This window comes from Parasaccharibacter sp. TMW 2.1884, from assembly GCF_023337695.1.
In the GTDB taxonomy this organism is placed as follows: Bacteria; Pseudomonadota; Alphaproteobacteria; order Acetobacterales; family Acetobacteraceae; genus Bombella; species Bombella apis.
This window is the reverse complement of sequence record NZ_QORR01000004.1, coordinates 130029-155626: the sequence shown is the minus strand read 5'-3', so window position 1 is coordinate 155626 and position 25598 is coordinate 130029. Positions and strand designations below refer to the sequence as shown.

Below are 25598 nucleotides of genomic sequence, written 5' to 3'. Positions count from 1 at the left end.
GGCCTTTTTCCATGTCAGGCTGTATCAGATGTCTGCCCCTCTGTGGCATGATGGCGGGGCTTCACAAGGGAAGAAGGGAAAATGTCATGACCAAGAGTCTCTACGCGACCATGAAAGCCCTGCCCGGCCACCGGGAGAAGGTGGCCAGCCTGCTGACGGCTCTGGCCGAGAACGTGCGGGCCGAGCCGGGTTGCGTGCGGTTCGTGGTGTACACGCTGGAAGATGAGCCGGACCTGTTCCATGTCGAGGAAAGCTACCGGGATGAGGCGGCCTTCAAGGCCCATATGGGGACCGAGCATGGCCGTGTGTTCAACAAGGCCATCGAAACCCTTGTTGAAGGTGGTGCCTCCAGGGTCGTGTTCCTGAAGGGCGTTGCCTGAACGGGGACCATCCGGCAGACGAAAAAAAGCAGGCGTCCCGTCATAGGGCACCTGCTTTTTTCATGGGCGGTGGGTGGGGGAGCCGTATCAGGGCGTGCCCGGCTGGCCCCGGCTTGTGGAATGTTCAAAGCGCAGGGCCTTGTCAGGATGGGCGACATGGTGGGCCGCATGGGCGGCCACGGCTCCCTCCGAGAAGCCCTGAAGGATCAGCTTCATCTTGCCGGGATACTGGGCCACGTCGCCAATGGCGAAGATGCCTTCCAGACTGGTCTGCATGGTGGCGGGATTCACGGGGATGGTGCTGCGCTGTGTCTCCAGCCCCCATGCGGCCACCGGGCCAAGGTCGGTTGAGAGACCGTAGAAAGGCAGCAGCACGTCTGCTTCCAGAGAGCGGACCGTGTCATCCATGGCGATGAGGTCCACATGGGTCAGCTGGCCGTTTTCGCCCTTCAGGCCGTGCAGCTGGTAGGGAACGGCTTTTTCGATGGCCCCGGCGGTGATCTTGGCCTCGATCTGCGCCAGTGTCTCCGGTGCCCCACGGAAGCGGTCCCGCCGGTGGACGAGATAGACCTTTTCGGCAATGTCGGAGAGGGAGAGGGCCCAGTCCAGCGCAGAATCTCCGCCCCCGGCCACGACGATGCGCTTGCCGGTGAAGTCGGCCCGTTTTTTCACATAATACTGCACGGCCCCGCTGCGCTCATAAGCGTCCAGCCCGTCCAGCGGAGGGCGGTTTGGCCCGAAGGCACCAGCACCGGCAGCGATGATGATGGCCTTGGCATGGATGGTATCGCCACGCTCATTCTTCAGGGTGAAGGCCCCCGGCCCACCTTCCAGATGGCTGACCCGGCTGCCGAGAAGGCGGGGCACGCTGAAGGGAGCGATCTGCTCTTCAAGGGCGGCAATCAGGTCACCTCCGGTGATGGAGGGATGGGCCGGAATGTCGTAGATCGGTTTTTCCGGGTACAGGGCCGCACATTGCCCGCCCACACTGTCCAGAACATCCGTCAGGATGCAGTCCAAGCGTAACATCCGGCATTCAAAGGCGGCAAAAAGTGCCGTGGGGCCTGCGCCAATGATGGCGACATCTGTCGTGTGGGAAGAAGCTGCATGTGTCATGCTGGTATTCATAAGCATTTTTTTGCCGCTCGAGTAGAGGTTTGTTTGGCCATGTGAGCCCGGAACAGGCCCCATTGGCTGGTTCTGCTGAGAGAAACGGCCGGGGGTTGTGGGGCTCCCTCTTGTGTCCGGGGGAGGCTTCAGCAATGCTGGCGCCTGTTACGGGTAGCGATACGGGGCGTTGTGTCTGATGGACGTGCATCTTTCTTCTCAGCAGCAGACAGTGCTTCTGGCACGGCATCTTGCGGACATGGTGCGACAGGGGGACTGTGTGGCCCTTCAGGGTGAGATGGGAGCCGGCAAAAGTACGTTTGCCCGGGCACTGATCCGCCATATGGCTGGTGATGAGGCTCTGGAGGTCCCCAGCCCGACCTTTGCGCTTGTCCAGCCTTACGAGACGAAAGCCGGAACGGTGTTCCATTATGACCTCTGGCGACTTTCCGGGCCGGATGAACTTTATGAACTCTCATGGGATGATGCCTGTGAAAGCATCATGCTGGTGGAGTGGCCCGATCGTGCTGAGGATATGCTGCCAGCCGGGGCCCTGCATCTGACATTTGCGCAGGGGACCGGCGAGGAGGCCCGCATCGTGACCCTGCATGGCTGGCCGGAGGAACGGTTGAAGGCCCTGTCCTCTTTTTCTGAAGGGAGGAAAGGCTGATGGGACAGGCACATCCGCTCAATATTGCAACCATTCCGGCATCCTGTCCGTTTCTGGATACGGTCGTGCAGAACTGGCTGGAGCGTGTGGGGGGGGAGGCTGGCCCGGACGGGCGCAGCGGTGGTGACAATGGCACGATTCTGGTGCCTGGCCGCCGTGTGGCCCGTGCCTTGATGGAAGCCTTCCTGCGGGTTCTGGATGGCCGTCCGGCCCTGCTGCCTGCCATCGTGGCTCTGGGAGATGTGGAGCAGCAGAGCCTGTTTCCCATGACGGTTGATGAGACTGTTCCGCCTTCTGTGGGGCCGGTTTTCCGGCTGGCCATTCTGGCCCGGCTGATTCTGGCGGCACCTTTTTTCACGACCGTATCAGGCCGGGACGGCGGTACGATCGACCGGGTCTGGCCGCTGGCGCAGGCTCTGGCAGAGCTGATGGATGATGCCGAGCGGAATGGTGTGGACTTATATGAAGCCCTGCCGAAAGCCGTGGCTGATGATTTTGCCGGACACTGGCAGAAGACGCTGGAGTTCCTTCGGATCGTCACGGAAGCATGGCCTGCCATTCTACGGGAGGAAGAGCGTAGCAACATCATGGCCCGTCAGGTCGCCCTGATTGAGGCGCAGGCCCGCCTCTGGGCGGATATGCCGCCGGATTATCCGCTCTGGGCCGTAGGCTTTGTGGATGGGTCTGCCGGGGTGGCCACGGCGCTGGAGGCTGTGGCGGCCCTGCCACGAGGCATGGTGGTCTTTCAGGGGCTGGATTGCGGCATGGAGGATGAGTGGTGGAACCAGCTTCCTCCCACCCATCCACAGGCCCTGTTTCGTGAATTCCTGTCCCGGGCCGGGATAAATCGGGCGGATATTGCCATATGGGGATATCCGCTGCGGCCGGAGCGGGAAAATCTTTTCCAGCATGTCATGTTGCCAGAGGCAGGCATTGCCTGCTGGGGGCAGCCGGTGGGTGATGTCCGTCCTTCTGGCATCAGTCTGCTGCCAGCAGCGGATTCGCAGCAGGAAGCGCAGGCCATTGCCCTGATCCTGCGGGACGTGGCCAGCCAGCCGGGGCGTTCCGGTGCTCTTGTGACGCCGGATCGTGGTTTGGCCGACCGTGTCCGGGCGGAGCTTCTGCGTTTTGGTATCCATGCGGATGATAGTGCAGGAGAGCCGCTGGTCCGTACCCCTGCGGCCGTATTCCTGCGGCTGATCGCCCAGGCCGTGACGGCCCGGTTCAGCCCGGTGGCATTGCTGTCCGTTCTCAAGCATCCGCTGGCAGCTCTGGGGGGGAGTCCCGGCCGTGCCCGGGCCAGTGCCCGCCTTCTGGAAAGGCGGCTGCTACGGGGGCCGGCTCCCCAGCCGGGGATGGATGGACTGCGCCATGCTCTTGAGGCTTTGCAGGAGGCGCAGCAGACGGATAATGGCTATCAGGCTGATGCACCAGACAGCCCGGAACGCCTCGCAATATTTCTGGACAGGATGGAAGAAGCGTTCAGGCCCCTGCTGGGGCTGGAGTCAACCGCCCGTGTGCCAGAGCTTCTGGCTGCCCTTCTGGAGACAGCCGAACAGCTCGCAGCGGTGGAGGGTGAGGGGTACGGGGCTGACCAGCCCCGCCCTGGGTCCCGCCTCTGGCTGGGGGAAGATGGCGGGGCCCTGTCCCGGCATTTCGTGGAGCTGATGAGCCATACGGGGGACTTGCCACCCCAGCCCCTGAGGGCACTGGAGGGATTTCTGACGGCCAGCATGGCGGGCAAGACTTTGACAGGGCTGCGGGGCTACCAGGGGGGTGTGGAACTCGCCCATCCCCGAATCTCCATCTATGGCGTGCTGGAAGCCCGCCTGCTGGCTTTTGATACCGTCATTCTGGGAGGGCTGAATGAAGGCAGCTGGCCTCCCGCAGCGGAATCCGGCCCGTGGATGAGCCGCCCGATGCGCCAGCGTGTCGGCCTGCCGTCACCGGAGCGGCGGATTGGTGCACAGGCGCATGACTTTGTATCTGCTGCCCTGTCGTCGGAGCAGGTCATCCTGTCCAATGCCCAGCGGCGGGAAGGGTCACCCGCCGTCCCGGCCCGGTGGCTGATGCGCCTTTCAGCGTTTCTGGAAGGGAGGCAGATCACGCTTCCCGTTCACCCGGCACTGGCGTGGCAGACCATGCTGGACATGCCTGCCGGGGAGGCAAAGCCCGTAGCTCCCCCCGAGCCACGGCCTCCCCTGCCTCTGCGCCCCCGGCGGCTGAGCATTACCCAGCTGGATACGCTCAAGCTGGACCCCTACACCATCTATGCCCGTCATGTGCTGGGGCTGAAGGTTCTGGCCCCGCTGGAAGAAGGGGCGGAACACGCCGATTACGGGAAGATCGTCCATACGGCTCTGGAGCGCATGATCAGGGAGCATCCCGGTACATGGCCGGCCCATGCGGCACAGATTCTGCACCGTCATTTTGATGATGCCCTTGATGAGGCTCTGGTGAATCCGGCCCTTGCCAGCTGGTGGCGGCCTCGCCTGCATCGTATTGCCGACTGGGTACTGGCGCAGGAGGAGTGGCGTCGTGTAGGGCGGCTGAACTGTACGTCTCACACAGAGGTCTCTCTGGCATATACGCTACGGGGCCTGCCGGGTGGTGACTTCCATATTACAGGACGGGCCGACCGGATTGATCTGTGGAATACGCCGGGGCAGGAGGACACCATGGGGCGCATCCTTGATTACAAGACAGGAACACCCCCTGAAAGCAACGAGGTGATCGCAGGCTGGTCATCCCAGCTGGTGCTGGAGGCTGCCTTCCTGAAAGAGGGTGCTTTCGAGGGGTTGCCTGCCGTGGAAACGGACGCGTTGGCCTATTGGAAACTGAGCGGCGGAGAGGAACCCGGCAAGGAAGAGGTCATTCCCGCCGTGAACGCAAAAGTGACGCTGGGTGATCTGGTTGGCCCGGCTCTTGAGCAGCTGCGGACTCTTCTGACGGATTATGACGATCCATCCCGGCCTTACCGGTCTCAGCCATGGGCAGGGAAAGAGCACCGTTACAGCGATTACACCCAGCTTGCCCGTGTGGCGGAATGGCGTCTGGCAGGAGACGATTAAGAATGATCCAGCTTGCATCACAGGGACAGGATAACCATCAACGGGCCCTGAAAGAGGCCAATGCGGCACAGAAAAAGGCGTCGAATCCCATGGCTTCCGTCTTTGTGTCGGCCTCGGCAGGGTCGGGGAAGACAAAGCTGCTGATTGACCGGCTGTTACGTCTCATGCTGCCACTGGAACAGATTGGTGAGGATGGGCAGCCTGTCCTTCTGGACGGGTCGGAGCCTTCCCGCATCCTGTGCCTGACCTATACGAAAGCCGCTGCTGCTGAGATGGCGCATCGTCTGCAAAGCCATCTCGGTCGCTGGGTGTCTCTTTCAGATGAAAGACTGGGAGAGGCACTGACTGCACTGGATGTGCCCAACACGGCTGCTACGCGGGAGTGTGCCCGTGGGCTGTTCCTGAAAGTGCTGGATGCGCCGGGCGGTTTGCAGATTGAAACCATTCATGCCTTCTGCCAGTCCCTTCTGCGGCGCTTCCCACTGGAGGCAGAGCTGGACCCGCATTTCGTCCTGATGGAAGAGGCGGACGGACAGATGGCCCTTCGCCGTGCGCTGGAGGACAGTCTGGCGCAGAATCAGGACCCTGTGCAGGTTCTGGCAGGCCTGACCGGTTTTGACAGGCTGATGGGCCTGCTTGGGCAGTTCAATGCTCAGTCAGGTCTGCTTCAGCCCCTGTTGCGGCTTTGGGAGATGTGGCCGGAGCGGGTGCAAGAGGCCTATCAGGGGCTTCTTGATGTAGGGAGCGAGTTTTCAGAGGTTCTGAAGGTCGAAGCCTGCCAGCTGGAAGATGAAGCGGCATGGCGGGCGGACATTCAGGCAGCTTTGCCGCAGCTGGCGCCTTCCAAAAGGGAAAAGTTCGAAACGTTCCTGAGATGGCTGGAGTGTGACAATCCTGCCGAGCGGGATGATGCCTTCCTGCTGTCGCTCCTGTTCAAGCAGAAAGGCGGGGTCATGGACATGAGCCGCCATCTGGGGGCCAAGGCCCGCAAGGCGGCCCCTGATTTGGTACAGCGTCTTCTGGATGAAGCCAGACGCCAGCAGGAGATGCAGGAGCGCATCCGTATCCAGCGGCTTCTGGAGATCAACACGGCTTTTCTGTCCCTTGCCCTGCCGGTCATGGGGCGTTTTGCCGATGAGAAAAGAAACCGTGGCACGGTCGATTATAATGATCTGATCGCCCGGACGAGGGCTGTCCTGCGGGAGCCGGGGGCAGCATGGGTGCTGTACAAGCTGGATGGCGGTATAGACCATCTTCTGCTGGATGAGGTGCAGGACAATTCCGGCCTGCAATGGGAAATTGCCGGGGCCCTGACGACAGATTTTTTCTCTGGTTCCGGCGTGCGGGAGGACATGCCCCGTCCCCGGACCATCTTTGCGGTGGGGGATTTCAAGCAGTCCATCTACAATTTCCAGGGCGCAGAGCCGGAACAGTTCCACAAATGGCGGCAGGAATTCGCTCGCCGTGTGAAGAATGCCGGTCTTCTCTGGGAGGAACCTCAGCTCAATGTGTCGTTCCGGTCCCTCTCGCCGGTTCTGAAATTTGTTGATGCCGTTTTTGCGGGAGAGGCTGCACGGGACGGCCTGCGGGAGCCGGGGGAAGATGGCAGGCTCATCCACCGTTCGGCCCGGTCCGGCGGTGGGGGGCGTGTGGAGCTGTGGCCTCTGGTACCTGTGGATGGGACAGTCGGAGAAGTGCCTGATCCATGGCGTGCGCCGGAGAAGAACGAGGATCAGCGTAGCACCCAGCAGCGTCTGGCCGATGCGCTGGCCACGCATATACGGGCGCAGATCGGCCGTCCGCTCCAGTCGGACACGGCCCCGCTGAAGGCCGGAGAGGTGATGATTCTGGTGCCCAAGCGCTCCGCCTTCCTGCGGGCGCTGATTCGGGCCCTGAAGGCACGGGATGTGCCGGTGGCCAGCTTCATCAGCAGCGGGCTGGTGGAGCAGCCAGCCGTGCAGGACCTGATGACCCTCTGTGATGCGCTGCTTCTGCCGCAGGATGATCTCAGCCTGGCCAGCGTGCTGACATCCCCCCTTGGTGGGTTGAGTGATGAGTCTCTCATGGCCCTGGCCACGGCGGATGGGCAGCGGCGTGAGCTGGGGCGGGGCGGGATGCCGCTCTGGAGTCTTCTGGCCCGGCGGCATGAGGAGCGGCCGGAATGGCGGGCGGCATGGGAGCGGTTGCAGGCCCTCTACAAACGTGTGGATTATGATTCACCCTACGAGATTCTCATGCAGGCGCTGGGTGTGCAGGGGGGACGGACCCGCCTTCTGGCCCGTCTTGGTGCTGAAGCTGCCGAACCGGTGGATGAACTGTTGACGGTCGCCCTGACATATGAAACCCAGCATCCGCCATCCCTCCAGGGTTTCCTGCACTGGCTGCGTGCCAGTACGGTGGAGAGCAAGCGTGAGGTGGAGGCCGAGATTGATGCCGTGCGCATCATGACGGTCCATCGGTCCAAGGGGTTGCAGGCCCGTCTGGTCATTCTGCCTGATATGACAGGTACGGCTGGCCGGCCTGACCCTCTGCTCTGGACAGAGCTGGATGCCGATATGCCGGAGGGTGGCCTTGCGGATGATGCGTTACATGGGCCGCTCTGGATACCACAGGTCAAGATGGGGACGGAGCGGACACGGGAGCTTCTGGCACACCAGCAGGCCCGCCAGAAGGAGGAGAAGAACCGTCTGCTCTACGTGGCTCTGACACGTGCCAGTGATGCGCTGCTCATCTGTGGCTGGAAGCCAAAGAAGAACAGCAGTCAGAGCTGTTGGTATGATCATTGTCTGGCTGGCATGAACCGTCTGAAAGAGCAACTGGGAGAGGAGGCTGTCGGTTCGTCCGGGGATGGGCATGATGATCTGGAGAGTCTCTTCCGGATGGGATTGACGGTGAAGGATGAACCTTTCGCAGGAGACTGGGAGGGGGAAAGTCTTGTGCTGGAGATGCCCGTCATGGCTTCGGCAGTAGCGGGGATACGTCCCGATGCGGCGCCGGTCCGGCCTGCTCTGCCTGCCTGGATGGGACAGGCACCGGACTGGCAGGTGACCCCTGCCCCCCATGAGGATGCCCTGGCCCGTCCGCTGGCCCCAAGCCGACCGGAAGCGGCGGCCTATGGGCCATTGCCTGCGGCCCGGTCCCCTTTGGAGATCATGCGGGAGGGGCTGGTCATTCCACAGCCGGCCCGTCGCCGTCAGGATGCCATGGAGCGGGGGACGCTGGTCCACAGGCTGCTCCAGTTCCTGCCGGACCTGCCCGCATCAGAGCGGCGGCTGAAGGCCGAAGCATGGCTGCGGCATACCATGCCGGGGTTGGCGGAGGAGGACGTGACCAGTCTGGCAGGGCATGTGGTTTCTGTCGTGGAGATGGATGTTCTTGCGCCGCTTTTCGGGCCGGGGAGCCGGGCCGAGCAGGGTGTGTCCGGTACGCTGGGCCGCCCGGGGGACGGGTCGGGTCGGGTCGTGCTGGGGCAGGTGGACCGCTTCCGCTTTGATGGACAGACGGTCTGGCTCTGCGATTACAAGACGGGCCGCCCCCCATCCCGGCCGGAGCGTGTACCATCGGCCTATCTGGGGCAGATGGCCAGCTACCGGCGTGTCATGCAGGGGCTGTATCCCCATTGTCCCGTGCGGTGTTTCATTGTCTGGGTGGATGGGCCTGCCGTGACGGCGCTGCCGGAGTCTCTGCTGGATGTACAGGAAAACCTCCCCCGATGACCGGGGCATGGCATGATGTCTGTTACCCTCTGTTTATCATAGAGAAAACATATTACGCTGCACGGCAATACCTGTTTCTCAAGTAGATGGTCCATCTGCGAAGGTAACAGTACCGGAGAAGTCATGATTGCATGAGGGCGTATGAGGCCCCGGTCATGGTGGGGTGTGCTGCTGGTCACTGCGTCTGATCTATGGCAGAGACACTACAGGTGAGATCGTGTTTGTGTGGGGAAGGATCATATCATGAGCGAGCATACAGTAGCTGTGACGGATCAGAGCTTTGAGGCGGATGTCCTGAAGGCTGAGGGATTTGTTCTGGTGGATTTCTGGGCAGAATGGTGCGGCCCCTGCCGTATGATTGCCCCGGCGCTGGATGAGATCGGCAGGGATTACAAGGGCCGTGTCACGGTGGCAAAGGTGGATATCGACTCCAACCCGGAGACCCCGACGACCTTCGGTGTGCGCAGCATTCCGACGATGATCCTCTTCAAGGCAGGCAAGCCGGTTGCCCAGCAGATGGGCGCCCTGCCGAAGAGCCAGCTCAAGGCATGGCTGGAGGCCCATATCGATTGATGCCGTTTTGCCATGGCGGATGGCATGAGGCCCGGATGGCAGGGGTTACCCTGCTGCCGGGCCGTTTTCATAAAGGGGGAGCGCATGAGGGAGATGGTCAGTTTCCGGCAGACGGTGTAGAATGGCCGCCATGTCAAAAAAGCCTGATTTTCCTGCCCCTGTCATGATCACTACCTCGGCTGGGGTAGCATCCCTCTGTGAGAAGCTGCGTCACGAACCGTTCGTGACGGTGGATACGGAGTTTGTACGGGAAAGAACCTACTGGCCCCGCCTGTGCCTTGTCCAGCTTGGTGGTTGTGAGGATGTTGCCCTGATTGATGCCTGTGTGCCGGGCATTGACCTGTCTCCCTTGGCGGCTCTTCTGGCAGAGCCTGCGTGCGTGAAGGTTTTTCATGCTGCCCGGCAGGACCTTGAGATTTTCCTCCATTTATTCGACCAGCTGCCCGTCAATGTGTTTGATACGCAGGTAGCGGCCATGGTGGCCGGGTTTGGTGAGCAGGTCGGGTATGACAATCTCGTGTCTGCCATGACAGGCCAGGGCATCGACAAGTCACACCGTTTCAGCGACTGGGCAGCCCGGCCTCTTTCAAAGGCGCAGATCGCCTACGCCAGTGCGGATGTGACCCATCTGCGGGTCATTTATGAAAAGCTGTTGGGCCAGCTGGAGGAACAGGGCCGCCTGCCCTGGGTGAAGGATGAGCTTGCGGCTTTGGGGGAAGTCAGCCTCTTCCGGCCGGATCCCAGAGGGCTCTGGATGAAGCTGAAACCCCGCACAGGCAACAGGAAGGTACTGGCTGTCCTGCGGGAGGTGGCTGCATGGCGGGAAGAAGCGGCCCAGCAGGCGGATATGCCCCGCCAGCGAATCATTCGTGATGAAAGCCTGCTGGAGATTGCCGTGGCCCGTCCGCATGATAGCGGGACGTTGGCACGGATCCGTGGTGTCACGGCTGATTTTGCCAGAAGTGATCTGGGGCGTGATCTGCTGGCTGCCGTACAGCAGGGGGAGCAGTGCCCGGAGAGCGAGCGGCCGGAACTGCCGCACAAACGCAAGGCGGAGCGGCCCCGTGCGCCTTCCGGTGTGCTGGCTCTGCTCAAGGTTCTTCTTACGGCCCGGAGTGAGGAAGGGCGCGTGGCAGCCCGGCTGATTGCCTCCTCGGATGAGCTGGAGCGTCTGGCGCAGGGGGAGACGGACCTGCCGGTCCTCAAAGGATGGCGGGCCGAACTGTTCGGGCATGAGGCGCAGGCCCTGCTCCGGGGGGAGAAGGTTCTGTTTGTCAGTAAAGGCCAGTTGCAGGTCGTGGACAGGGGATGAAGCCCTGTTGCCCGGAAACTGCGCTGGTGGATGAGCCACACGGCAGGTGAGGAGATGGGGCCGGTTTTGGGTTGGCCCGGTTTCTGCTAAGCATGGTGGGAGACCGCCATGGCTGTGTGCTGTGGGAACGAGTGGAGAAAACGTGGATGGCTATGGAATGGACAGATGAGCTGATCGCGCGGCTCAAGGAGCTTTGGGAGCAGGGTCTCTCAACGGCTGAGATTGGCCGTCAGCTTTCTATTACGAAGAATGCGGTTGTTGGCAAGGCTCATCGCCTTGGGTTGCCGCCTCGTCCGTCTCCCATCCGCAACAAGGCCGCGGCGGAGGGCTCTGCCAAACCGGCACGTACCCGGACCCGCAAGGCCGAGGCCACATCTGAGGCTGTGGAGGAGAAGGCCGCCTCCGCAGCGCCTGCCAAGCCTGCGGAGAAGAAAAAGGCTGCGGCTCCCAAGGTGGTGAAAGTGTCTCCTGCTGCTGCGGAGGAGCCGGCAAAACCAGCCAGTGTCAAGGCGGACAGACCGGCCGGAGCCGAAAAGCCAGCCAAGGCATCAGCTCCGAAAGCAGCTGCAGCGGCTCCTGCTGAAAATCCCAAAGCAGCCGAGCCAGCGGCACGTCCGGCAGCGCCGGTCGCCCAGCGTAAGGTGGCTCCGCCGCGGCGTGTGCGTGATACGATCGATCGCACCTTGCGGCAGGGGCCGACATGCCAGTGGCCTCTCGGAGATCCCGGCACGCCAGACTTCCATTTCTGCGGTGCCACACCACTGCCCGGCAAGCCTTATTGTGCGGAACATGCCGCCATTGCTTATGTGAAGATTCGGGATCGTCGTCACTGAGAGCGTGACTGCGGCTTGCGGGCTGTCATGAAAAAGGCTGCCATCCCGTGCAGGAATGGCAGCCTTTTCCGTTTCCAGATGATGAGGGGGCAGGTCAGCCCTTGGGCTTGCCTGCTGGGGCCTCGGCCGTTTCATGGGGGTGGTTGTGGGGATGGTCTTTCGTGCCAGGCAGTGGTGCGGTGATCATGCCCAGCTTGCCGGTGATCTGCCCGCCTTCTTCCACCTGCAGGCGACGGCATTCCGCATCGCCAAGCAGGCGTCCGCTGGCCCGAATGGTGAGCGTGTTGCGAACGGTCAGTTCGCCCTCCAGCGTACCGGAGACTTCTGCACTTCCTGCCTCGACCTTGCCACGGAAGCAGCCGTCTGGGGCGACGGCGAGCTCCTTGACGGTGAGGTGGTCTACCTCAAGCGTGCCTTCAATGATGAGGCGTTCGATGTTTTCGACAGTACCACGGATGGTGATGCCATTATGGACAACCAGCGTACGGGCATTATCGGTGTAGCCGCCTTTGTCCTGACCACTGAAGCGGCTGGAGGAAGCCCGTTGGCGGGGCGCAGAACCGGGCATGGGGGAGGGAGGCGTGGGAAGAGACATGATTTCCTTTGGTCGGGTGGTTGGAGTGGGCTGCATCACGGCAGAGCGGTTGAAACATGATGCCGGAACACCGTTCCAGCAGGTGTACGACCCGGATAGAGCCAGAAGATGTTTCTGGCCAGGTGGCGGGACCAGTAAAGGGGGCTTTTTCATAACCTGTCAATGCCGGGTGGCAAAGAGGCATTGATATGCCCGCCACGGGCGTTATGGTATCAGGCTGATCGCCTGAAAACGAAAGAAAGTCGCCATTTATGTCTTCCACTGCTCCCAGATATGACCTTCTCTGCATTGGCAATGCCATTGTGGATGTGCTGGCCACCGTCAGCAGCGAGATGCTGGCCGAGTTTGGTGCCACTCCGGGCAGCATGACCCTGATTGATGCCCCCACGATGGCACGGATCGAACAGCGTATTCGTGTCGAGCAGGTGGCCGGTGGGGGCTCGGCTGCCAACAGTGCCGTTGTGGCTGCCCGTATGGGAACGAAAACGGCCTATCTGGGCAAGGTAGCTGCTGACAGGGCTGGTGAAGAGTTCACGGCTGACATGAAGGCGCAGGGCATTGCCTTTCCGTCTGTTCCGCTCGCCGGGGAAGAGGGAATCCCGACGGCCCGTTGCATTGTGCTGATTACGCCGGATGGTCAGCGTACCATGTTCACCTATCTGGGCGCCTGTGTGGAGTTCACCCCGCAGGATGTGATGGCCGATGTCGTGTCTGGCTCGGCCATCACCTATCTGGAGGGGTATCTGTTCGATCGTCCGCAGGCGCAGGAGGCGTTCTATCAGGCTGCCCGTCTGGCCCATGAGGCGGGGCGCAAAGTGGCCCTGACACTCTCAGATGCGTTCTGCATCCAGCGTCATCAGGCGGCGTTCCGTTCTTTTGTGTCGGAATCGGTTGATATCCTGTTTGCCAATGAAGGGGAAATCCTGGCCCTTTACGAGACGGAAGATTTTGATGAGGCCCTGAAGGCTCTCTCTGGGGATGTGGCGCTGGGTGTCGTGACACGGGGTGAGAAAGGGGCTGTCGTGCAGGCTGGTGCTACACGGCATGATGTTCCGACAAAGCCTGTGAAGGTTGTTGATACGACGGGGGCCGGGGATGCTTTCGCTGCTGGCTTTCTGGCTGGATATGGCCGGAAGCGGTCTCTGGTGGAGTGCGCCACGCTGGGGAATGAGGCCGCAGGCCATGTCATTGCCCGTCTTGGAGGCCGCCCTGATGAAGGCTTCGCCCTGAAAGCCTGAGGCTCATGCAGCCGGGATAGAGAAAGGGCCAGCCCTGCGGTTCGAGGGCTGGCCTTTTTTGCAGGTTGTGGATGGGGAGGGTCAGAGAGCACCCCATGTGGTGGTCTGTATGTTGTGGGCAGCGAGCAGCTCTCTTGTCGCAGGGCTCGTGAGTGTGGCGAGTTCCTGTTCGGGCTGATAGCCGGGCATGAGGCTTGCCATCTGGCTGTTCTGGCCTTTTGCCGGATGAAAATAGATTTCACTGATACCAGATGGCAGTTGTGGGATCAGTCTGTGGATGCGTTCTGGTGTCATATGGCCGGACCAGCGCAGGCCAAAGCAGGAATCATTGGTTTTCATGCCAGCGCGGCGAATCTGGTGGCGCAGGACACGGGTCCACTGCTCCAGGGCCTGGTCGCCAAGGCTGGGCGTTTCCCCCAGTGGGCCGGCAGGTTCCATGGGAGTGCGGATGGCTCGCAGTCCGTAGGTTCTGCCCGTCTGGATCATCATCTGCCCGATGGTTGGGTGCAGGTGCATGTGTTTGTGGGCATTGGCATGATCCAGTTGCAGGCCTGTACGGGCGAACTGCTCAAACTGGGCATGGATTTCCTTTTTCAGGGCAGCACGTGTGGTGGGCGAGAAAAAATACTGGAGGCCCAGCTGTAGCTGATTGCTGCCAAACCAGCCCTTCTGGTCCGTAATGATGGGGAGGTGCAGCAGGGAATCCCCTTCAATGACGACCAGATGAAGCCCCAACCGCAGGTTGGGCAGTCTTTTTGCCCGTCGCAGGGCATCCTCAAAGGCAGGGGCGGCCACCATGAGGCTGGCTGTGCTGAGGAGACCATTGCGGTGGGCTTCCTCGATTGCTTCATTGACTTCCACGCTCATGCCGAAATCATCAGCAGAGAAAATGACGCGGCGGGGGGAGGAAACTGTCATGGTCTGGCTCGTGGGAGGAAGGTGAGAGGGTGGCCCTGTGTGGCAGTGGGCCCGCATGATGCCTCAATCAGGCTCTTATGTGAATGTCAGGGCATGTCATGAAAAAGGCGGCCTCTGGTGAGGCCGCCTTTTCCCTGTTCAGTCGCTTCAGGCCAGTGTCAGGAGGAGTGACGCTGACGGAGGAACTGGAAGAATTCCACACCCTCACGCAGGCGGCGTTTGAGCATCTGTGGGTCCGTAATCATTTCCTTGACGATGGCGAAAATCTTGGAGGGGCGGAAGTAGAACTCCTTGTAGAAGGTTTCCACGCTCTTGAAGATTTCCGTATGGGAGAGATGCGGGTAATGCAGTGGGGCGATCTGCACGCCGTTCTCATCAATCAGCTCAGCCTCGTCTTCATTCAGCCAGCCATTTTCAGAGGCCTGCTTGTGCAGGAAGGTCCCCGGATAGGGAGCTGCCAGAGACACCTGCATGGTGTGCGGGTCAATCTCCTTGGCATATTCGATGGTCTCACGGATGGTTTCTTTTGTCTCACCCGGCAGGCCAACGATGAATGTTCCGTGAATCTTGATGCCCAGCTTGTGGCAGTTTTTCGTGAATTCACGGGCCGTTTCGATGCGCATGCCCTTCTTGATGTTGTGCAGGATCTGCTGGTTGCCGCTTTCATACCCGACAAGAAGCAGGCGCAGCCCATTGTCCCGCAGCACCTTCAGCGTGTCGTAAGGCACATTGGCCTTGGCATTGCAGGACCACGTCACGCCCAGCTTGCCAAGCTCCCGGGCGATGGCCTCGGCACGGGGCAGGTCATCGGTGAAGGTGTCATCATCAAAGAAGAATTCCTTCACCTGCGGGAAATATTTCATGGCAAGCCTGATCTCGGCTGCCACATGCTCCGGGCTGCGTGTGCGGTAGCGATGCCCGCCCACTGTCTGCGGCCAGAGGCAGAAGGTGCAGCGGGACTTGCACCCACGGCCCGTGTAAATGGAGATGTACGGGTGTTTCAGGTAACCGATGAAGTAATCTTCAATTCTCAGGTCACGCTTGTACACTTCCGTCACGAAAGGCAGGCTGTCCATGTCTTCAATCATGGCGCGGTCCTTGTTGGTGATGATCTCACCATTCTCATTGCGCCATGTGATGCCATCCACCTCGGCAAGGGGCTTGCCTTCGGCAATTTCCTTGATGGTGAAGTCGAATTCATTGCGGGCCACGAAGTCGATCGGGCTGCCCTGTGCAAGGCTTTCGTCAGGCTGGACAGCCACCTTGGCTCCGACCATGCCGATCTTCAGCTTCGGGTTGGTTTCCTTCAGCATCTTGGCCACACGGACGTCAGACGGGAAGGACGGCGTGGAGGTGTGCATGATCACCAGATCACGATTCTTCACATCCTCAAGGATGGGGCCCATGCCCATCTTGGCCGGGGGAGCGTCGATCAGGCGTGAGCCAGGCACCATTGCTGCAGGCTGGGCCAGCCACGTGGGGTACCAGAAGGAGCGGATTTCCCGCTTTGCCTGGTAGCGTGAGCCAGCACCGCCATCAAAGCCATCAAAAGATGGGGGCTGCAGAAACAGTGTTCTCAACATGAACGGACACTCCTGATAATGTCGGGCCTGTCAACGCCGGTTTCGTTGACGGGAAAAGGGGCACACAAGGTTAATTGAGCTTGTTATAGGGACTTCGGAAGTTTTTTGCCACGGGAGATGTGCAGCGACTGTCCCCGCCAGGTCACCTGCGTGCCACGGGCGCTGCCAACCATGACAGCGGCCGACAGCCAGTCCCGGAAGATGAGATGGGGGAAAAGGCCGGGCATGGCGCAGTTTGTCAGCCGTCCGATGTGGCATGTCATGGCACTGCGGCAGAGCAGCCCCCCGCCCAGCAGTGCCCAGGAAAAAAACCGGGCTGGTGCAAAAAGGACACAGAGACTGCCCCAGAAGAGCGGCAGCTGGAGGGCGGAAAGACCATAACCGACAGGCTCCACACTGCGGACAGTCCGTCCCCAGCGCAGTTCATGCTGGAAGAGGGCCCCCAGGCCCGTTTCGGCAACGGTTGTCTGGCAGATGGTGGATGCCAGGGCAATTCTGCCGCCATTGTGGCGGATGAGCTGCCCCAGCACGGCGTCATCAGCCACATGCTGGACAAGAGCTTCCAGTCCGCCGATGTCTTCCAGATGCTTGCGCCGCAGGGCCATGGTGGCCCCCAGGCAGTCCTGCCGCCCCATGAGGCGGGACATCATGACACCGGGCAGGAAGTTTGTATTTATGCCACATGCCCCCAGCTTGCGGACGAGCGTATTGCTGGCGGGCAGGCCTGCATAGAGGGTTGTGGCAAGCTGCACGCCGTCTTGCTGGAGTGCCCGTACGATGCTGGCCGTGTAGTCTGCGCTGACATGGATGTCGGAATCAGAAATGATCAGGACATCATGTTTACAGGCAGGAAACATGTTGATGAGATTGCCCACCTTGCGGTTGGGGCCGTGCTCTGTCTGGTCGATGACGACAGATATGTCCCGTTCGGGGTAGCGCTTCTGGAGGCGCCGGACGACGGCCAGTGCCGGGTCGTGTTCATCCTGAAGGCCGAAGACGATCTGATGGGGCGCCGGATAATCCTGCTTGAAGAAACTTTCCAGAGCCTCTTCCAGCAGCGGCTCGTCCCCGTGAAGGGGTTTCATGATGGTTACGGCTGGCAGGGTGCCATCATGGTGCAGGGGGCTCAATGTTTCATCGGGAATATGGGCTGTCCGGCGGAAACGGTGCAGCAGCCCGGTGCCGATGGCCCCCTGGAGATGCCCAGCCAGTGAAAAGATGCCGCTTACGGCAGAGGCGATCGCAAGCAGTGAGGGCATCAGCAGGAGTGTCCGCAGGAATGATGGAACTGGTGTGGAAGAGCTCCGCAGAGGGGCATCATGGTCGTCTGCCTGGCTGGCAGAACAGCTCTGCCAGCCATGTCATGACGTTTCTGATGGCCTGATACGTTGTCAGAGAGAGCTGGAAAGAAAAAAGCCATGCAATCCGGTTTTAGTCTTGTAGAAAATCATCCGCTTTCTTTGTCAGCGTACGAGCCAGGCCATTGGCGCCACTCTGGCTGAAAATGGTCTTGAAGTCGGAACGCTGGGCGGCAACCTGGCTGATATGGCCATCCAGCAGGATGTCCACGATGCGCCAGCCATTCGGGCCTTTGACCATCACATAGTCAATGGGTGTGGCTGATTCGGCGGAGTCATTCCTGTTGCCGATGGTCGTGTGGACGATGGTGCGTCCATCTTCTTCCGTAGTCTGGCTGACAGTGAAAACGGCATTCGTCCCAGGCTTGAACGTGGAGGCATAGCGGGCCACGGTGAACCGTTTGAAAGCATTGATGAGGGCACTGCGTTCATCAGCGGAGAGCTGGTCATAATGCAGGCCGACCGAACGCTTGAGGATGGCATCCATGTCGAAGGCCTGGTCAACCAGCGGGGCGATCATGGCGCTGCGCTTGCCGATGCCAGCCCCGGACTGTTCGGACTGCTCAAGTGCTTTGTAGAGGCCACTGATCGGGGCCTGTGGTGTGGCTGCCCCTGCCGGGGCGGCGGCGGGGGTGCGCCCGGCCGCATGGGCGGAGATAGGGGCGATGGCGGCGGGGACGCCTGCCAGCAAGGCCATCATGCTGATGGAAAACATAAGACAACGTTTCATGTGCATGTTCTTTCCTCCTATGTTCCTGTCCATGCAAGAGGCCATGAGACTCTTGGCACGGGGTCCCTGTAGGATGCCGCGTCACTGTGGTGAATCTGCTACAGTCGGGGCGGCAGTATAGCGCATTATCATTGAATGAACGAGTCTGTCGGCGTTATAGCGGGTGCATGTGGTGCCGGGAGCCTGTGACAACCAGGGGAGGGAGCCTCTCTTGTGCTTGCAATTCCCGGCTGCTTCTGCGAAGGAACCGGCAGGTTTCGTGGTGGGTCCCGGTCATGGAGGGATGTTCCATGGCTGGGCACGGGTGTCCTGATACCGTGATGCAGCCCCGATGGAGAGAATGATCAGAGGATTATAATGGCCGTACCATTGATGCAGGCTGTCCGAGTTGGACGGTACGTTCTCAAGCAGCACCTGACAGGACGCAAGCGCTATCCGCTGGTGCTGATGCTTGAGCCGCTGTTCCGCTGCAATCTGGCTTGCGCAGGTTGTGGCAAGATTGATTACCCCGCAAAGATCCTCAATCAGCGCATGAGCTATCAGGAGTGCATGGATGCTGATACCGAGGCGGGCGCCCCTGTGATCGCCGTGGCCGGTGGCGAGCCGCTGCTGCACAAGGAGATGCCGCAGATCATTGAAGGTCTGGTGGCCCGCAAGAAGTATGTCTATCTCTGCACCAACGCCCTTCTGCTGGAGAAGAAAATCGACGACTACAAGCCGTCTCCTTTCTTCTCATGGGATGTCCATCTGGACGGTGACCAGCAGATGCACGATTCGTCCGTCTGTCAGGAAGGCGTGTACGAGCGTGCGGTCAAGGCCATCAAGCTTGCCAAGTCCAAGGGCTTCCGTGTTTCCATCAACTGCACCCTTTTTGATGGTGTGAAGCCCGAGCGTGTGGCTGCCTTTTTTGATGAGGTCATGAAGCTGGGCGTGGATGGCGTGATGACGGCTCCGGGTTACGCCTATGAGCGTGCGCCGGATCAGGAACACTTCCTGAACCGCCAGAAGACCAAGACGCTGTTCCGTGATATCTTCCGCCTTGGCAAGGGCCACAAATGGCGGTTCACGCAGTCCCCGCTGTTCCTGAACTTCCTGGCCGGGAATGAGACCTATCACTGCACGCCGTGGGGCAAGCCGCTGCGTACCGTGTTTGGCTGGCAGCGCCCCTGCTACCTGCTGGGTGAAGGCTATGCCAAGACCTTCAAGGAGCTGATGGACGACACGGCCTGGGACCAGTACGGCACAGGTGCTTATGAAAAATGCGCCGACTGCATGGTCCATTCCGGGTACGAGTCCACGGCCGTGATGGACGCGGTCCGCCGCCCGCTGCATTTCATCAAGGTGGCTCTTCAGGGGCCGGAGACGGAAAAGCCGATGGCTCCGGAAATCTCTCTGGCCAACCAGCGTCCGGCCTCTTATGGCTACGATGATGAAGTGGCCCGCCAGCTCGAGCGTATCGAAGGCGAAGAAGCCAAAAGCGGCAAGAAGCCGGCCCGTGGGCCGCGTGTCCGCATCAATGGCCGTATGGAAGGCCCGGCTGCTCCGGCTGCCAAGTAAGGCACGCCCTGTCTTCCTGCCCTGACTGTCCCGTCTGTCCTTGTGGCATGGGGCAGATCAGGGCAGGATGGCCTCATGATGATTCCTGTCCTGACAATTGTTCTTCTGATTTTCCTTAATGGCGTTTTCGCCACGGGGGAGCTTGCGCTTATTTCGGCCAAGCGGGCCCGGCTCTCCAATCTGGCACAGAAAAAGGTTGCCGGTGCGGAGCGGGCGTTGAAGCTGGCTGAAAACCCTCAGAATTTCCTGCCGACAGTGCAGATCGGCATGACCCTTGTCTCCATTCTGGAAGGTGCCTTCGGGGGCAGCCAGCTGGAGGAGGGAGTTCAGCATTTTTTTGAACATCTGGCCATTCCACAGCCTTTTGCGGGGGAGCTGGCCATCATCAGTGTCGTGGCGGCGATCACTTTTGCCATGCTCGTCTTTGGTGAGCTTGTGCCGAAGCAGATAGCCCTGCGGCGCCCGGAAACCATTGCCATCCATCTTTCATCCACCCTGGTGGTGCTGGCCTGGTGTACGAGGCCGGTCGTCTGGCTGCTGAGCAAAACGACGGACATGGTCCTGCGGCTGATCGGCCTTGGCTCCATGCCCCGTGTGACGGTGACGGAGGAAGAGCTGAAGGCTGTCCTCCAGGAGGGGATGCAGGCCGGAATACTGGAAACGGAGGAGCGGGCCATCATCGAGCGTCTGCTCCGTCTGGCGGATCGCCCCGTCCGGGCCATCATGACTCCCCGCAACGAGCTGTTCTGGGTCGATCGCAATGCTGATGAGGAAACACTGGCCAGGAAACTGCGCCAGTCATCTTACGGGCGCATTGTGGTCTGTGATGGTGATGTGGACCATCCTGTCGGTGTCATGCTGGCCAAGGATGTGATGGACAGGCTTCTGCTGGGTCTGCCCCTGTCCGTGGACGCTGTATTGCGGACCCCGCCTGCCATTCCGGACAGTCTGACCGCACAGGGGATGATCGAGCGCCTCAAGGGGATTTCCCTCGGGATCGTGTTTGTCTTTGATGAGTATGGCTCTTTCGAAGGGATCGTGACCCCCTCTGATGTGTTCGAGGCCATTATTGGTGATGAGGCGCTGGACGTGGCCGCACAGAAAAATTCTGAATCCGGTGGCAAGGAGGAATATATCCTTGATGGCACCATGCCGATTGATGATGTCTGTGTCCGTCTGGATATCGCCGTACCACCGGATGATGGCCGTTATCATACTCTGGGAGGGGCTCTCATGGCCCTGTTGCGTCGGGTGCCTGCCAAGGGGGACAAGGTGGTTTTCTCTGGCTGGCTTTTTGAGGTGCTGGAAATGGAGCGGCGGCGTGTTCTGCGGGTCCGGGCCAGCCGTTGGGCCTTGGCGAAGAACTGAAAAATCCCCCTTATATGCTGGGGAAAATCAGTTAATATGGATTAAATTACAAGTATAATTTTTGTAAATTCACAATGAATGTCTCTTGTGAATTATATTTCATAAAATAGGGGAAGGAGGAATCTGCCAATATTCTGGGGATGACAGGGAGTATCCATTTAAAAAAAAGCGGTTCTCTGTCTTGGCGTTATCTGGTGGGGTCGATATAACCCGGGCATCCGACTTCTCTGCCCGTCTCGCTTTGGAGCGGTGAGGTGAGGGAAGCTCTGCGAGAGGGAGTTCTGCATGATCACGCTTTCACCTGACTATCGCCCTTCCGATGATGAAGAGTTCATGAATGAACGGCAGCTTGCCTATTTCCGGCAGAAGCTGCTGCATTGGCGGATGGACCTTCTCAAGGAGGCGGGGGAAACTCTGGCCAGCCTTTCCGAGGGTGGGATACGTGAGGCTGATCTGACAGACCGTGCCACCGTGGAGACGGACCGGGCTTTCGAGCTGCGGACCCGGGACCGTGCCCGCAAACTCATCATCAAGATCGACATGGCTCTGGCCCGGATTGAGGATGGTTCTTACGGTTACTGTGAGGAAACGGGTGAGCCGATAGGGCTCCAGCGTCTGGAGGCCCGTCCGATTGCCACCCTGTCGCTGGAGGCGCAGGAACGGCACGAGCGGCACGAAAAGATTTATCGGGACGACTGATTAGGGGTTGCATGGCGGGGGCGAACAGGTTAGTTAACCCGCCATGGGACAGCAGTGCTGCTGTAGCTCAGTGGTAGAGCACTCCCTTGGTAAGGGAGAGGTCGCGAGTTCAATCCTCGCCAGCAGCACCATTCTTCAGTTTTTGATGAAGCCTCTTATCTGTCTCCTGTTTTTTCCTGATAATATGATGTCTTCTGTTTCCTTGCTGGAGAGGCACGGTCATTATGGTTGATACGGTTGTTCTGTACGGGATCAAGACCTGTTCTACGGTGAAGAAGGCCATGAAGTGGCTCGAGGACCGGGGGATTCCCGTCCGCTATCATGATGTTCGCAAGGACGGGCTGACAGCTGCCCTGCTGGAAGGTTGGGTTGAAGCTGTAGGGTGGGAGAAGCTGCTCAATCGTTCCAGCCTGACATTTCGCCGTCTTGATGAGGCACAGAAGCAGGACCTGACACAAGCCCGTGCCGTGGCGCTGATGCTGGAGCATCCAACCCTGGTGCGTCGCCCCGTGCTTGAGAGCGGAAAGACCGTTACGGTGGGATTCCGGCCCGAGCTTTATGAAGGGCTGTTCGCTCCGACAGCCTGACCATGGTTTGTCAGGCATGCAGGGAAGGCTCTTCGCCGTTCCGTTCATGAGATGATAGAGAAGGCTCCAGTTTCGGGGCCTTTATTTTTGAGAAGGAGGTGCAGTTATGGAGGTGTTTTCACGGCGGTCCTCTGTGGCTCCTTCGGTGAGGCCGGAAAAGGGTTTTCCTGTCATGGCGCCCGAGCAGGTACAGCTCCTGTTCCGACGCCGCCTTTCGGAGATATGCGCCCGTTTTGAAGACTGGCAGATGCCCGTTACTGTCAGAGGGGTGATTGGGGAGGTGCGGCCGGACCATTGGCGCCGTCGGGAAAGTACGCCCCTGCTGGATGAAAAGACGGGCACGGCCATTCTGCTGGACATCTCCCCTTCCCTGCTGGAGGGAGACGGGCTTCATGCGGGAGAACGTGTGCGTGTCTGCGGCCTGTTGAGGGCGCATCTGCATCAGGGACAGGTCATGCCCCGTTTTGAGGTTCTGGCCGTCGGGCGGGATGCAGAAGAGAAGGCCGACAGGCAGCGGGAAGAGCTGTTGCAGTTTCTGCGAGGGACGCCGCCCCAGCGGCGCAGCTTTCCAACCCGTGAAGGGGCGCGGATGCTGCTGCTGGGTATTGGTGTCGGGGTGGACCGGCTGAAGAGCATGGAGCAGGCCCTTGGTGGTTTCTGGACAGAACGGAACGTGACATTCCGTGCCGTGCAGGGTGATGGGGCAGCAGGCCAGTCTCTGCATGGGGTGGAAGAGGATATCGTTTTTCTGGTCATTGCCGGTGCACAGGCGGTGGAGACGGAGTCCGCCATGTTCATGAAGGCGCTGCTGCACTGTCCGGCCTATCGTGTTCTGGTCTATGACGCCGCAGCAGATGATGGGCTGCCTTCTGCCATTCTGCCGCATATGGTCGACTGTTTTTTCCGGACGACTGTGGAGGCGGCGACCTTCATAAGGCAGCAGAGCAGCGTGGTGCGGCAGCATCAGGATGAAGAGCGGGCACATCAGGAAGAGCTGGCAGCCTTGCGGGCCAGTCTTGCTGCCCTGGCAGAGCGTCCCGGGGAGACCAGTTCCCCATCACCACTTTTTCTGTTTCTGGCAGGGCTGTGTCTCGGCGGGGGGCTGGTTGCAGCCAGCCTGTGGGGCCTGCACCATCTTTTTCAGGGGGGCTGAGCCCCCCTTTCCTGTGGGGCCTCAGGGCAGGAATTCAGGCCGGGGCCGTAATGGAAGAAATTCCCCCAGCATGGGAGCCAGATTGTGCAAATGTTGGGCAGAATCCGGAGATAGCAGAAGCAGTGCCCGTGCCAGGTCATGTGGTGGAAGGCCGGGGTGCCCGGCAAGCCATGTGAGCAGCCCGTGCACGCTCAGGCCCTCCGGCTCATCAACGGGGGGTAGCGGTGTGAAGAGGCAGGCAGGCGCTGTGCTGGTCGGTATCAGCTCCAGCGGCATGTTGGCATGGCCTGTTTCGTGTGGCAGGTGGATGGCCTGCCTCTGTGTGTTGAAGGTGATGCGCAGGCTGGCCATGCCAAACGGGCAGGGTGCATCTCCAAGTGTGAAGGATGACCTGTCCTGCTCATGGAGAGTGAGAAGATGCGGAGTGCTTTTCAGCCAGAATCCGATGAGTGGTTCGTGGTGGTCCGACTGGTCCCCCGTCAGGAGTCTGCCCTCAGGGAAGCGGAGAAGGACGGTCTGTCCGGCTTCATAGCGGGCTGAAAACTGGTTGTTCAGCAGCAGGCCACTCTGGGTGGAGGGGCGTATCCGCTCGTACTGGAAGGTTCCGTGCTGCACAAGGTCCCGGATGCCCAGTGCTGTGGCATCTTCCTGATAGTGCAGACGTGCTTCTTCAAGCTGCGGCTCCACGAGCTTCTGCAAACGGGAGAGCCCCGCCTTCAGTGCGCTTTCCCGCATCCGGTTGGAGAGCACGCGCATGGCCCGGAGGTCACGTTCCTGTGGAGGGGTGACCTGCTCGTTGCGGTTGTAGTGGGCCCGCATGGGTGGAGGCAGTTCGTCCTCACCATGGGCCAGTGCGCAGATGTAATGCTGGATGCAGCCACCGGCCCAGGGTTTTTCTGGAAGGGTTTCCCTGTCGGGCCGGTAGGGCTCTCCATCCGCCCGGATGATCTGCTCCGGCAGCAGGCCCAGCATATGTGCATCGGTCAGCCTGGCTGGGGTGGGCAGCTGGTCCAGCCGGGCCATGAGCCGGACGAACCGGTGATCGGCAAAAGAGGGCATGGCGTGCCAGAGATGGTTGGCCACCACATGCCCCGGAGGAGGCTGAACATGCCCGGCGCTGCCATAAATCCGCCAATGTATGGCCATGGCAGCGATTTCATCCGTGGATGGGGGGAACAGGCGTGCCAGTTCGCGAGTAGGAGACAGATATTCATCCGCATCCAGAATGATGATCCAGTCCTCTACGGGAATGGTGTCGCCCTCCGCTTCCTCCTGGACGTCCCGAGGCATGTTCTGGGTGATCTGCCGGAGGTGGGTGATGGCCTGCCGGGTCAGCTCAAGGCGCCGTCCTTCCGGGCTCAGCTCTTCCCGGAGCTCCACCGGGTGCCATGAGAGGGGCCAGTCCTGCTGGAGACTCTGGACAATCTGCCGCACATTATCAAAAGCGCCAGCATCAATGATGGCGATATGCTCAATCCCGAGGGCCAGGTGCCATGCCAGCCACCCCGGCAGGGTATGGTCTGCCTGCTTGAGAAGGACGGCACATGTGAGACGGGGGTGCCTATCGGACATAAATACGGACCATGTTGTTCTGGACGGTCGGGCTGGAGCCGACTTTCATCTCCAGCTGGATGGGGCGGGCACCGGCTGCCAGAACATGGCTGGCGACCGGGTTGACGAGCGTCTCTGTCAGCTGCTGGAGGGACTGCCTCTCGGCCTCAGGCGTCTGCTGCATGGGAGCCATGCCCTGGATGATGAACAGGATGTTGCTCTTGCGGCCCAGTGCAAGTTTGGTGGCTTTCTCCACCGCTGGCCCGTAATCCCGTTCTGGCGTGCCGCCAGCAATCTGGAGAAAGGCTGGTTTTTCCGGGGCGGGAGCAGGCAGGGCCGGGGTGGCCGTTCTGGGAGGCCTGCCAGCCTGCGCATCGAACGTGCGTTGATCGATGGGATTGCAGCCGCAGAGGGACGCCGTCAGCAGAAGCAGGGCAGTGGAGCGGAATCGCAGAAGAGAGCGGGGGACAGAGAGAGCCATCATAAAACAACAGGTTACAGGAAGCCGGGCATGACGCAAGAGGGAAGCAGGGCTGCTTCAAAAACTTCATTTTCCCTCTGTTGCTCTCTGGCAGTGGTGCTATGGATAAGGAGTCCTT

21 protein-coding genes and 1 tRNA gene are annotated in these 25598 nt (G+C 60.4%); 14 read left to right on the top strand and 8 right to left on the bottom strand.

Going from position 1 to position 25598, the window contains the following annotated elements:
- The first annotated feature begins 86 nt into the window (after positions 1–86).
- Positions 87–380, top strand: a complete 294-nt coding sequence (locus tag DTI93_RS07450; RefSeq protein WP_043558466.1) for a putative quinol monooxygenase — start codon at positions 87–89, stop codon at positions 378–380.
- Between the two features lie 87 nt (positions 381–467).
- Here DTI93_RS07450 and DTI93_RS07445 read toward each other — a convergent pair whose 3' ends face one another.
- Positions 468–1496: an NAD(P)/FAD-dependent oxidoreductase gene (locus DTI93_RS07445; RefSeq protein ID WP_249080149.1), complete on the bottom strand. Its 1029-nt coding sequence runs from the start codon at positions 1494–1496 to the stop codon at positions 468–470.
- 190 nt (positions 1497–1686) lie between these two features.
- Between DTI93_RS07445 and tsaE the strand changes: the two genes are divergently transcribed.
- From tsaE to DTI93_RS07415, 6 genes are all read left to right on the top strand, one after another.
- Positions 1687–2157, top strand: a complete 471-nt coding sequence (gene tsaE, locus DTI93_RS07440) for a tRNA (adenosine(37)-N6)-threonylcarbamoyltransferase complex ATPase subunit type 1 TsaE (RefSeq protein WP_283162738.1) — start codon at positions 1687–1689, stop codon at positions 2155–2157.
- The gene (gene addB / locus DTI93_RS07435; RefSeq protein WP_249080147.1) at positions 2157–5228 is read left to right on the top strand and encodes a double-strand break repair protein AddB; all 3072 of its coding nucleotides are present in this window, start codon (positions 2157–2159) and stop codon (positions 5226–5228) included. The genes tsaE and addB overlap by 1 nt, the downstream gene beginning before the upstream one ends.
- Before the next feature lie 2 nt (positions 5229–5230).
- A complete protein-coding gene (addA, locus tag DTI93_RS07430) occupies positions 5231–8944 on the top strand; it encodes a double-strand break repair helicase AddA (protein ID WP_249080146.1) in 3714 nt (1237 codons plus the stop codon).
- A 243-nt stretch (positions 8945–9187) separates the two neighbouring features.
- Positions 9188–9517, top strand: a complete 330-nt coding sequence (trxA, locus tag DTI93_RS07425; RefSeq protein WP_043558061.1) for a thioredoxin TrxA — start codon at positions 9188–9190, stop codon at positions 9515–9517.
- A gap of 121 nt (positions 9518–9638) precedes the next feature.
- Positions 9639–10829, top strand: a complete 1191-nt coding sequence (gene rnd, locus DTI93_RS07420; RefSeq protein WP_043558063.1) for a ribonuclease D — start codon at positions 9639–9641, stop codon at positions 10827–10829.
- Positions 10830–10975: 146 nt separating this feature from the next.
- On the top strand, positions 10976–11662 hold the full coding sequence (locus tag DTI93_RS07415; RefSeq protein ID WP_192848392.1) for a GcrA family cell cycle regulator: 687 nt from the start codon (positions 10976–10978) through the stop codon (positions 11660–11662).
- A gap of 94 nt (positions 11663–11756) precedes the next feature.
- Here DTI93_RS07415 and DTI93_RS07410 read toward each other — a convergent pair whose 3' ends face one another.
- Positions 11757–12257, bottom strand: coding sequence for a polymer-forming cytoskeletal protein (locus tag DTI93_RS07410; protein ID WP_232317282.1), 501 nt, complete (start codon positions 12255–12257; stop codon positions 11757–11759).
- 251 nt (positions 12258–12508) lie between these two features.
- Between DTI93_RS07410 and DTI93_RS07405 the strand changes: the two genes are divergently transcribed.
- Positions 12509–13495: an adenosine kinase gene (locus DTI93_RS07405; RefSeq protein WP_043558069.1), complete on the top strand. Its 987-nt coding sequence runs from the start codon at positions 12509–12511 to the stop codon at positions 13493–13495.
- A gap of 81 nt (positions 13496–13576) precedes the next feature.
- On the opposite strand, the gene hpnK is transcribed toward DTI93_RS07405, so the two are convergent.
- The 4 genes from hpnK to DTI93_RS07385 form a co-directional block, all read right to left on the bottom strand.
- Positions 13577–14413 carry a hopanoid biosynthesis-associated protein HpnK gene (gene hpnK, locus DTI93_RS07400; RefSeq protein WP_043558072.1) on the bottom strand — a complete coding sequence of 279 codons (837 nt, stop codon included), beginning with the start codon at positions 14411–14413 and terminating at the stop codon, positions 13577–13579.
- A gap of 158 nt (positions 14414–14571) precedes the next feature.
- Positions 14572–15996 carry a hopanoid biosynthesis associated radical SAM protein HpnJ gene (gene hpnJ / locus DTI93_RS07395; protein ID WP_043558074.1) on the bottom strand — a complete coding sequence of 475 codons (1425 nt, stop codon included), beginning with the start codon at positions 15994–15996 and terminating at the stop codon, positions 14572–14574.
- 83 nt (positions 15997–16079) lie between these two features.
- The gene (hpnI, locus tag DTI93_RS07390) at positions 16080–17255 is read right to left on the bottom strand and encodes a bacteriohopanetetrol glucosamine biosynthesis glycosyltransferase HpnI (RefSeq protein WP_249080144.1); all 1176 of its coding nucleotides are present in this window, start codon (positions 17253–17255) and stop codon (positions 16080–16082) included.
- A 172-nt stretch (positions 17256–17427) separates the two neighbouring features.
- Positions 17428–18084, bottom strand: a complete 657-nt coding sequence (locus DTI93_RS07385; protein WP_181005180.1) for an ABC transporter substrate-binding protein — start codon at positions 18082–18084, stop codon at positions 17428–17430.
- A gap of 357 nt (positions 18085–18441) precedes the next feature.
- On the opposite strand from DTI93_RS07385, the gene hpnH reads away from it, so the two are divergent.
- The 6 genes from hpnH to DTI93_RS07355 all read left to right on the top strand — a co-directional run bounded on the left by hpnH (position 18442) and on the right by DTI93_RS07355 (position 23448).
- Positions 18442–19641 carry an adenosyl-hopene transferase HpnH gene (gene hpnH / locus DTI93_RS07380; protein WP_043558082.1) on the top strand — a complete coding sequence of 400 codons (1200 nt, stop codon included), beginning with the start codon at positions 18442–18444 and terminating at the stop codon, positions 19639–19641.
- Positions 19642–19716: 75 nt separating this feature from the next.
- Positions 19717–21009, top strand: coding sequence for a hemolysin family protein (locus DTI93_RS07375; RefSeq protein WP_043558084.1), 1293 nt, complete (start codon positions 19717–19719; stop codon positions 21007–21009).
- 285 nt (positions 21010–21294) lie between these two features.
- Positions 21295–21708 (top strand): RNA polymerase-binding protein DksA, encoded by a 414-nt coding sequence (gene dksA, locus DTI93_RS07370; RefSeq protein WP_043558086.1) that lies wholly within the window; start codon positions 21295–21297, stop codon positions 21706–21708.
- Between the two features lie 56 nt (positions 21709–21764).
- Positions 21765–21839 (top strand) — tRNA-Thr (locus DTI93_RS07365).
- Positions 21840–21932: 93 nt separating this feature from the next.
- Complete coding sequence (locus DTI93_RS07360) at positions 21933–22295, top strand: arsenate reductase (RefSeq protein ID WP_043558089.1); 363 nt, start codon at positions 21933–21935, stop codon at positions 22293–22295.
- 172 nt (positions 22296–22467) lie between these two features.
- On the top strand, positions 22468–23448 hold the full coding sequence (locus DTI93_RS07355) for a hypothetical protein (protein ID WP_143539921.1): 981 nt from the start codon (positions 22468–22470) through the stop codon (positions 23446–23448).
- Between the two features lie 21 nt (positions 23449–23469).
- Here the strand turns inward: DTI93_RS07355 and DTI93_RS07350 are convergent, their stop codons facing one another.
- Together DTI93_RS07350 and DTI93_RS07345 are read right to left on the bottom strand one after the other, a co-directional pair.
- Positions 23470–25020: a glycosyltransferase family 2 protein gene (locus DTI93_RS07350; protein WP_249080143.1), complete on the bottom strand. Its 1551-nt coding sequence runs from the start codon at positions 25018–25020 to the stop codon at positions 23470–23472.
- Positions 25010–25483 carry a hypothetical protein gene (locus DTI93_RS07345; RefSeq protein ID WP_081562809.1) on the bottom strand — a complete coding sequence of 158 codons (474 nt, stop codon included), beginning with the start codon at positions 25481–25483 and terminating at the stop codon, positions 25010–25012. Before DTI93_RS07345 ends, DTI93_RS07350 begins: the two co-directional genes overlap by 11 nt.
- Between the last annotated feature and the right edge of the window lie 115 nt (positions 25484–25598).

Excerpts from the sequence above, each read along its gene's own strand:
- DTI93_RS07410 (WP_232317282.1), bottom strand. The coding sequence starts at position 12,257 with ATGTCTCTTCCCACGCCTCCCTCCCCCATGCCCGGTTCTGCGCCCCGC.
- trxA (WP_043558061.1), top strand. The coding sequence starts at position 9,188 with ATGAGCGAGCATACAGTAGCTGTGACGGATCAGAGCTTTGAGGCGGAT.
- DTI93_RS07405 (WP_043558069.1), top strand. The coding sequence starts at position 12,509 with ATGTCTTCCACTGCTCCCAGATATGACCTTCTCTGCATTGGCAATGCC.
- rnd (WP_043558063.1), top strand. The coding sequence starts at position 9,639 with ATGGCCGCCATGTCAAAAAAGCCTGATTTTCCTGCCCCTGTCATGATC.
- DTI93_RS07385 (WP_181005180.1), bottom strand. The coding sequence starts at position 18,084 with ATGAAACGTTGTCTTATGTTTTCCATCAGCATGATGGCCTTGCTGGCA.
- DTI93_RS07360 (WP_043558089.1), top strand. The coding sequence starts at position 21,933 with ATGGTTGATACGGTTGTTCTGTACGGGATCAAGACCTGTTCTACGGTG.
- hpnI (WP_249080144.1), bottom strand. The coding sequence starts at position 17,255 with ATGCCCTCACTGCTTGCGATCGCCTCTGCCGTAAGCGGCATCTTTTCA.
- DTI93_RS07415 (WP_192848392.1), top strand. The coding sequence starts at position 10,976 with ATGGCTATGGAATGGACAGATGAGCTGATCGCGCGGCTCAAGGAGCTT.
- DTI93_RS07450 (WP_043558466.1), top strand. The coding sequence starts at position 87 with ATGACCAAGAGTCTCTACGCGACCATGAAAGCCCTGCCCGGCCACCGG.
- dksA (WP_043558086.1), top strand. The coding sequence starts at position 21,295 with ATGATCACGCTTTCACCTGACTATCGCCCTTCCGATGATGAAGAGTTC.
- hpnH (WP_043558082.1), top strand. The coding sequence starts at position 18,442 with ATGGCCGTACCATTGATGCAGGCTGTCCGAGTTGGACGGTACGTTCTC.
- DTI93_RS07345 (WP_081562809.1), bottom strand. The coding sequence starts at position 25,483 with ATGATGGCTCTCTCTGTCCCCCGCTCTCTTCTGCGATTCCGCTCCACT.
- DTI93_RS07375 (WP_043558084.1), top strand. The coding sequence starts at position 19,717 with ATGATGATTCCTGTCCTGACAATTGTTCTTCTGATTTTCCTTAATGGC.
- DTI93_RS07350 (WP_249080143.1), bottom strand. The coding sequence starts at position 25,020 with ATGTCCGATAGGCACCCCCGTCTCACATGTGCCGTCCTTCTCAAGCAG.
- addB (WP_249080147.1), top strand. The coding sequence starts at position 2,157 with ATGGGACAGGCACATCCGCTCAATATTGCAACCATTCCGGCATCCTGT.
- addA (WP_249080146.1), top strand. The coding sequence starts at position 5,231 with ATGATCCAGCTTGCATCACAGGGACAGGATAACCATCAACGGGCCCTG.
- DTI93_RS07445 (WP_249080149.1), bottom strand. The coding sequence starts at position 1,496 with ATGACACATGCAGCTTCTTCCCACACGACAGATGTCGCCATCATTGGC.
- tsaE (WP_283162738.1), top strand. The coding sequence starts at position 1,687 with ATGGACGTGCATCTTTCTTCTCAGCAGCAGACAGTGCTTCTGGCACGG.
- hpnK (WP_043558072.1), bottom strand. The coding sequence starts at position 14,413 with ATGACAGTTTCCTCCCCCCGCCGCGTCATTTTCTCTGCTGATGATTTC.
- DTI93_RS07355 (WP_143539921.1), top strand. The coding sequence starts at position 22,468 with ATGGCGCCCGAGCAGGTACAGCTCCTGTTCCGACGCCGCCTTTCGGAG.
- hpnJ (WP_043558074.1), bottom strand. The coding sequence starts at position 15,996 with ATGTTGAGAACACTGTTTCTGCAGCCCCCATCTTTTGATGGCTTTGAT.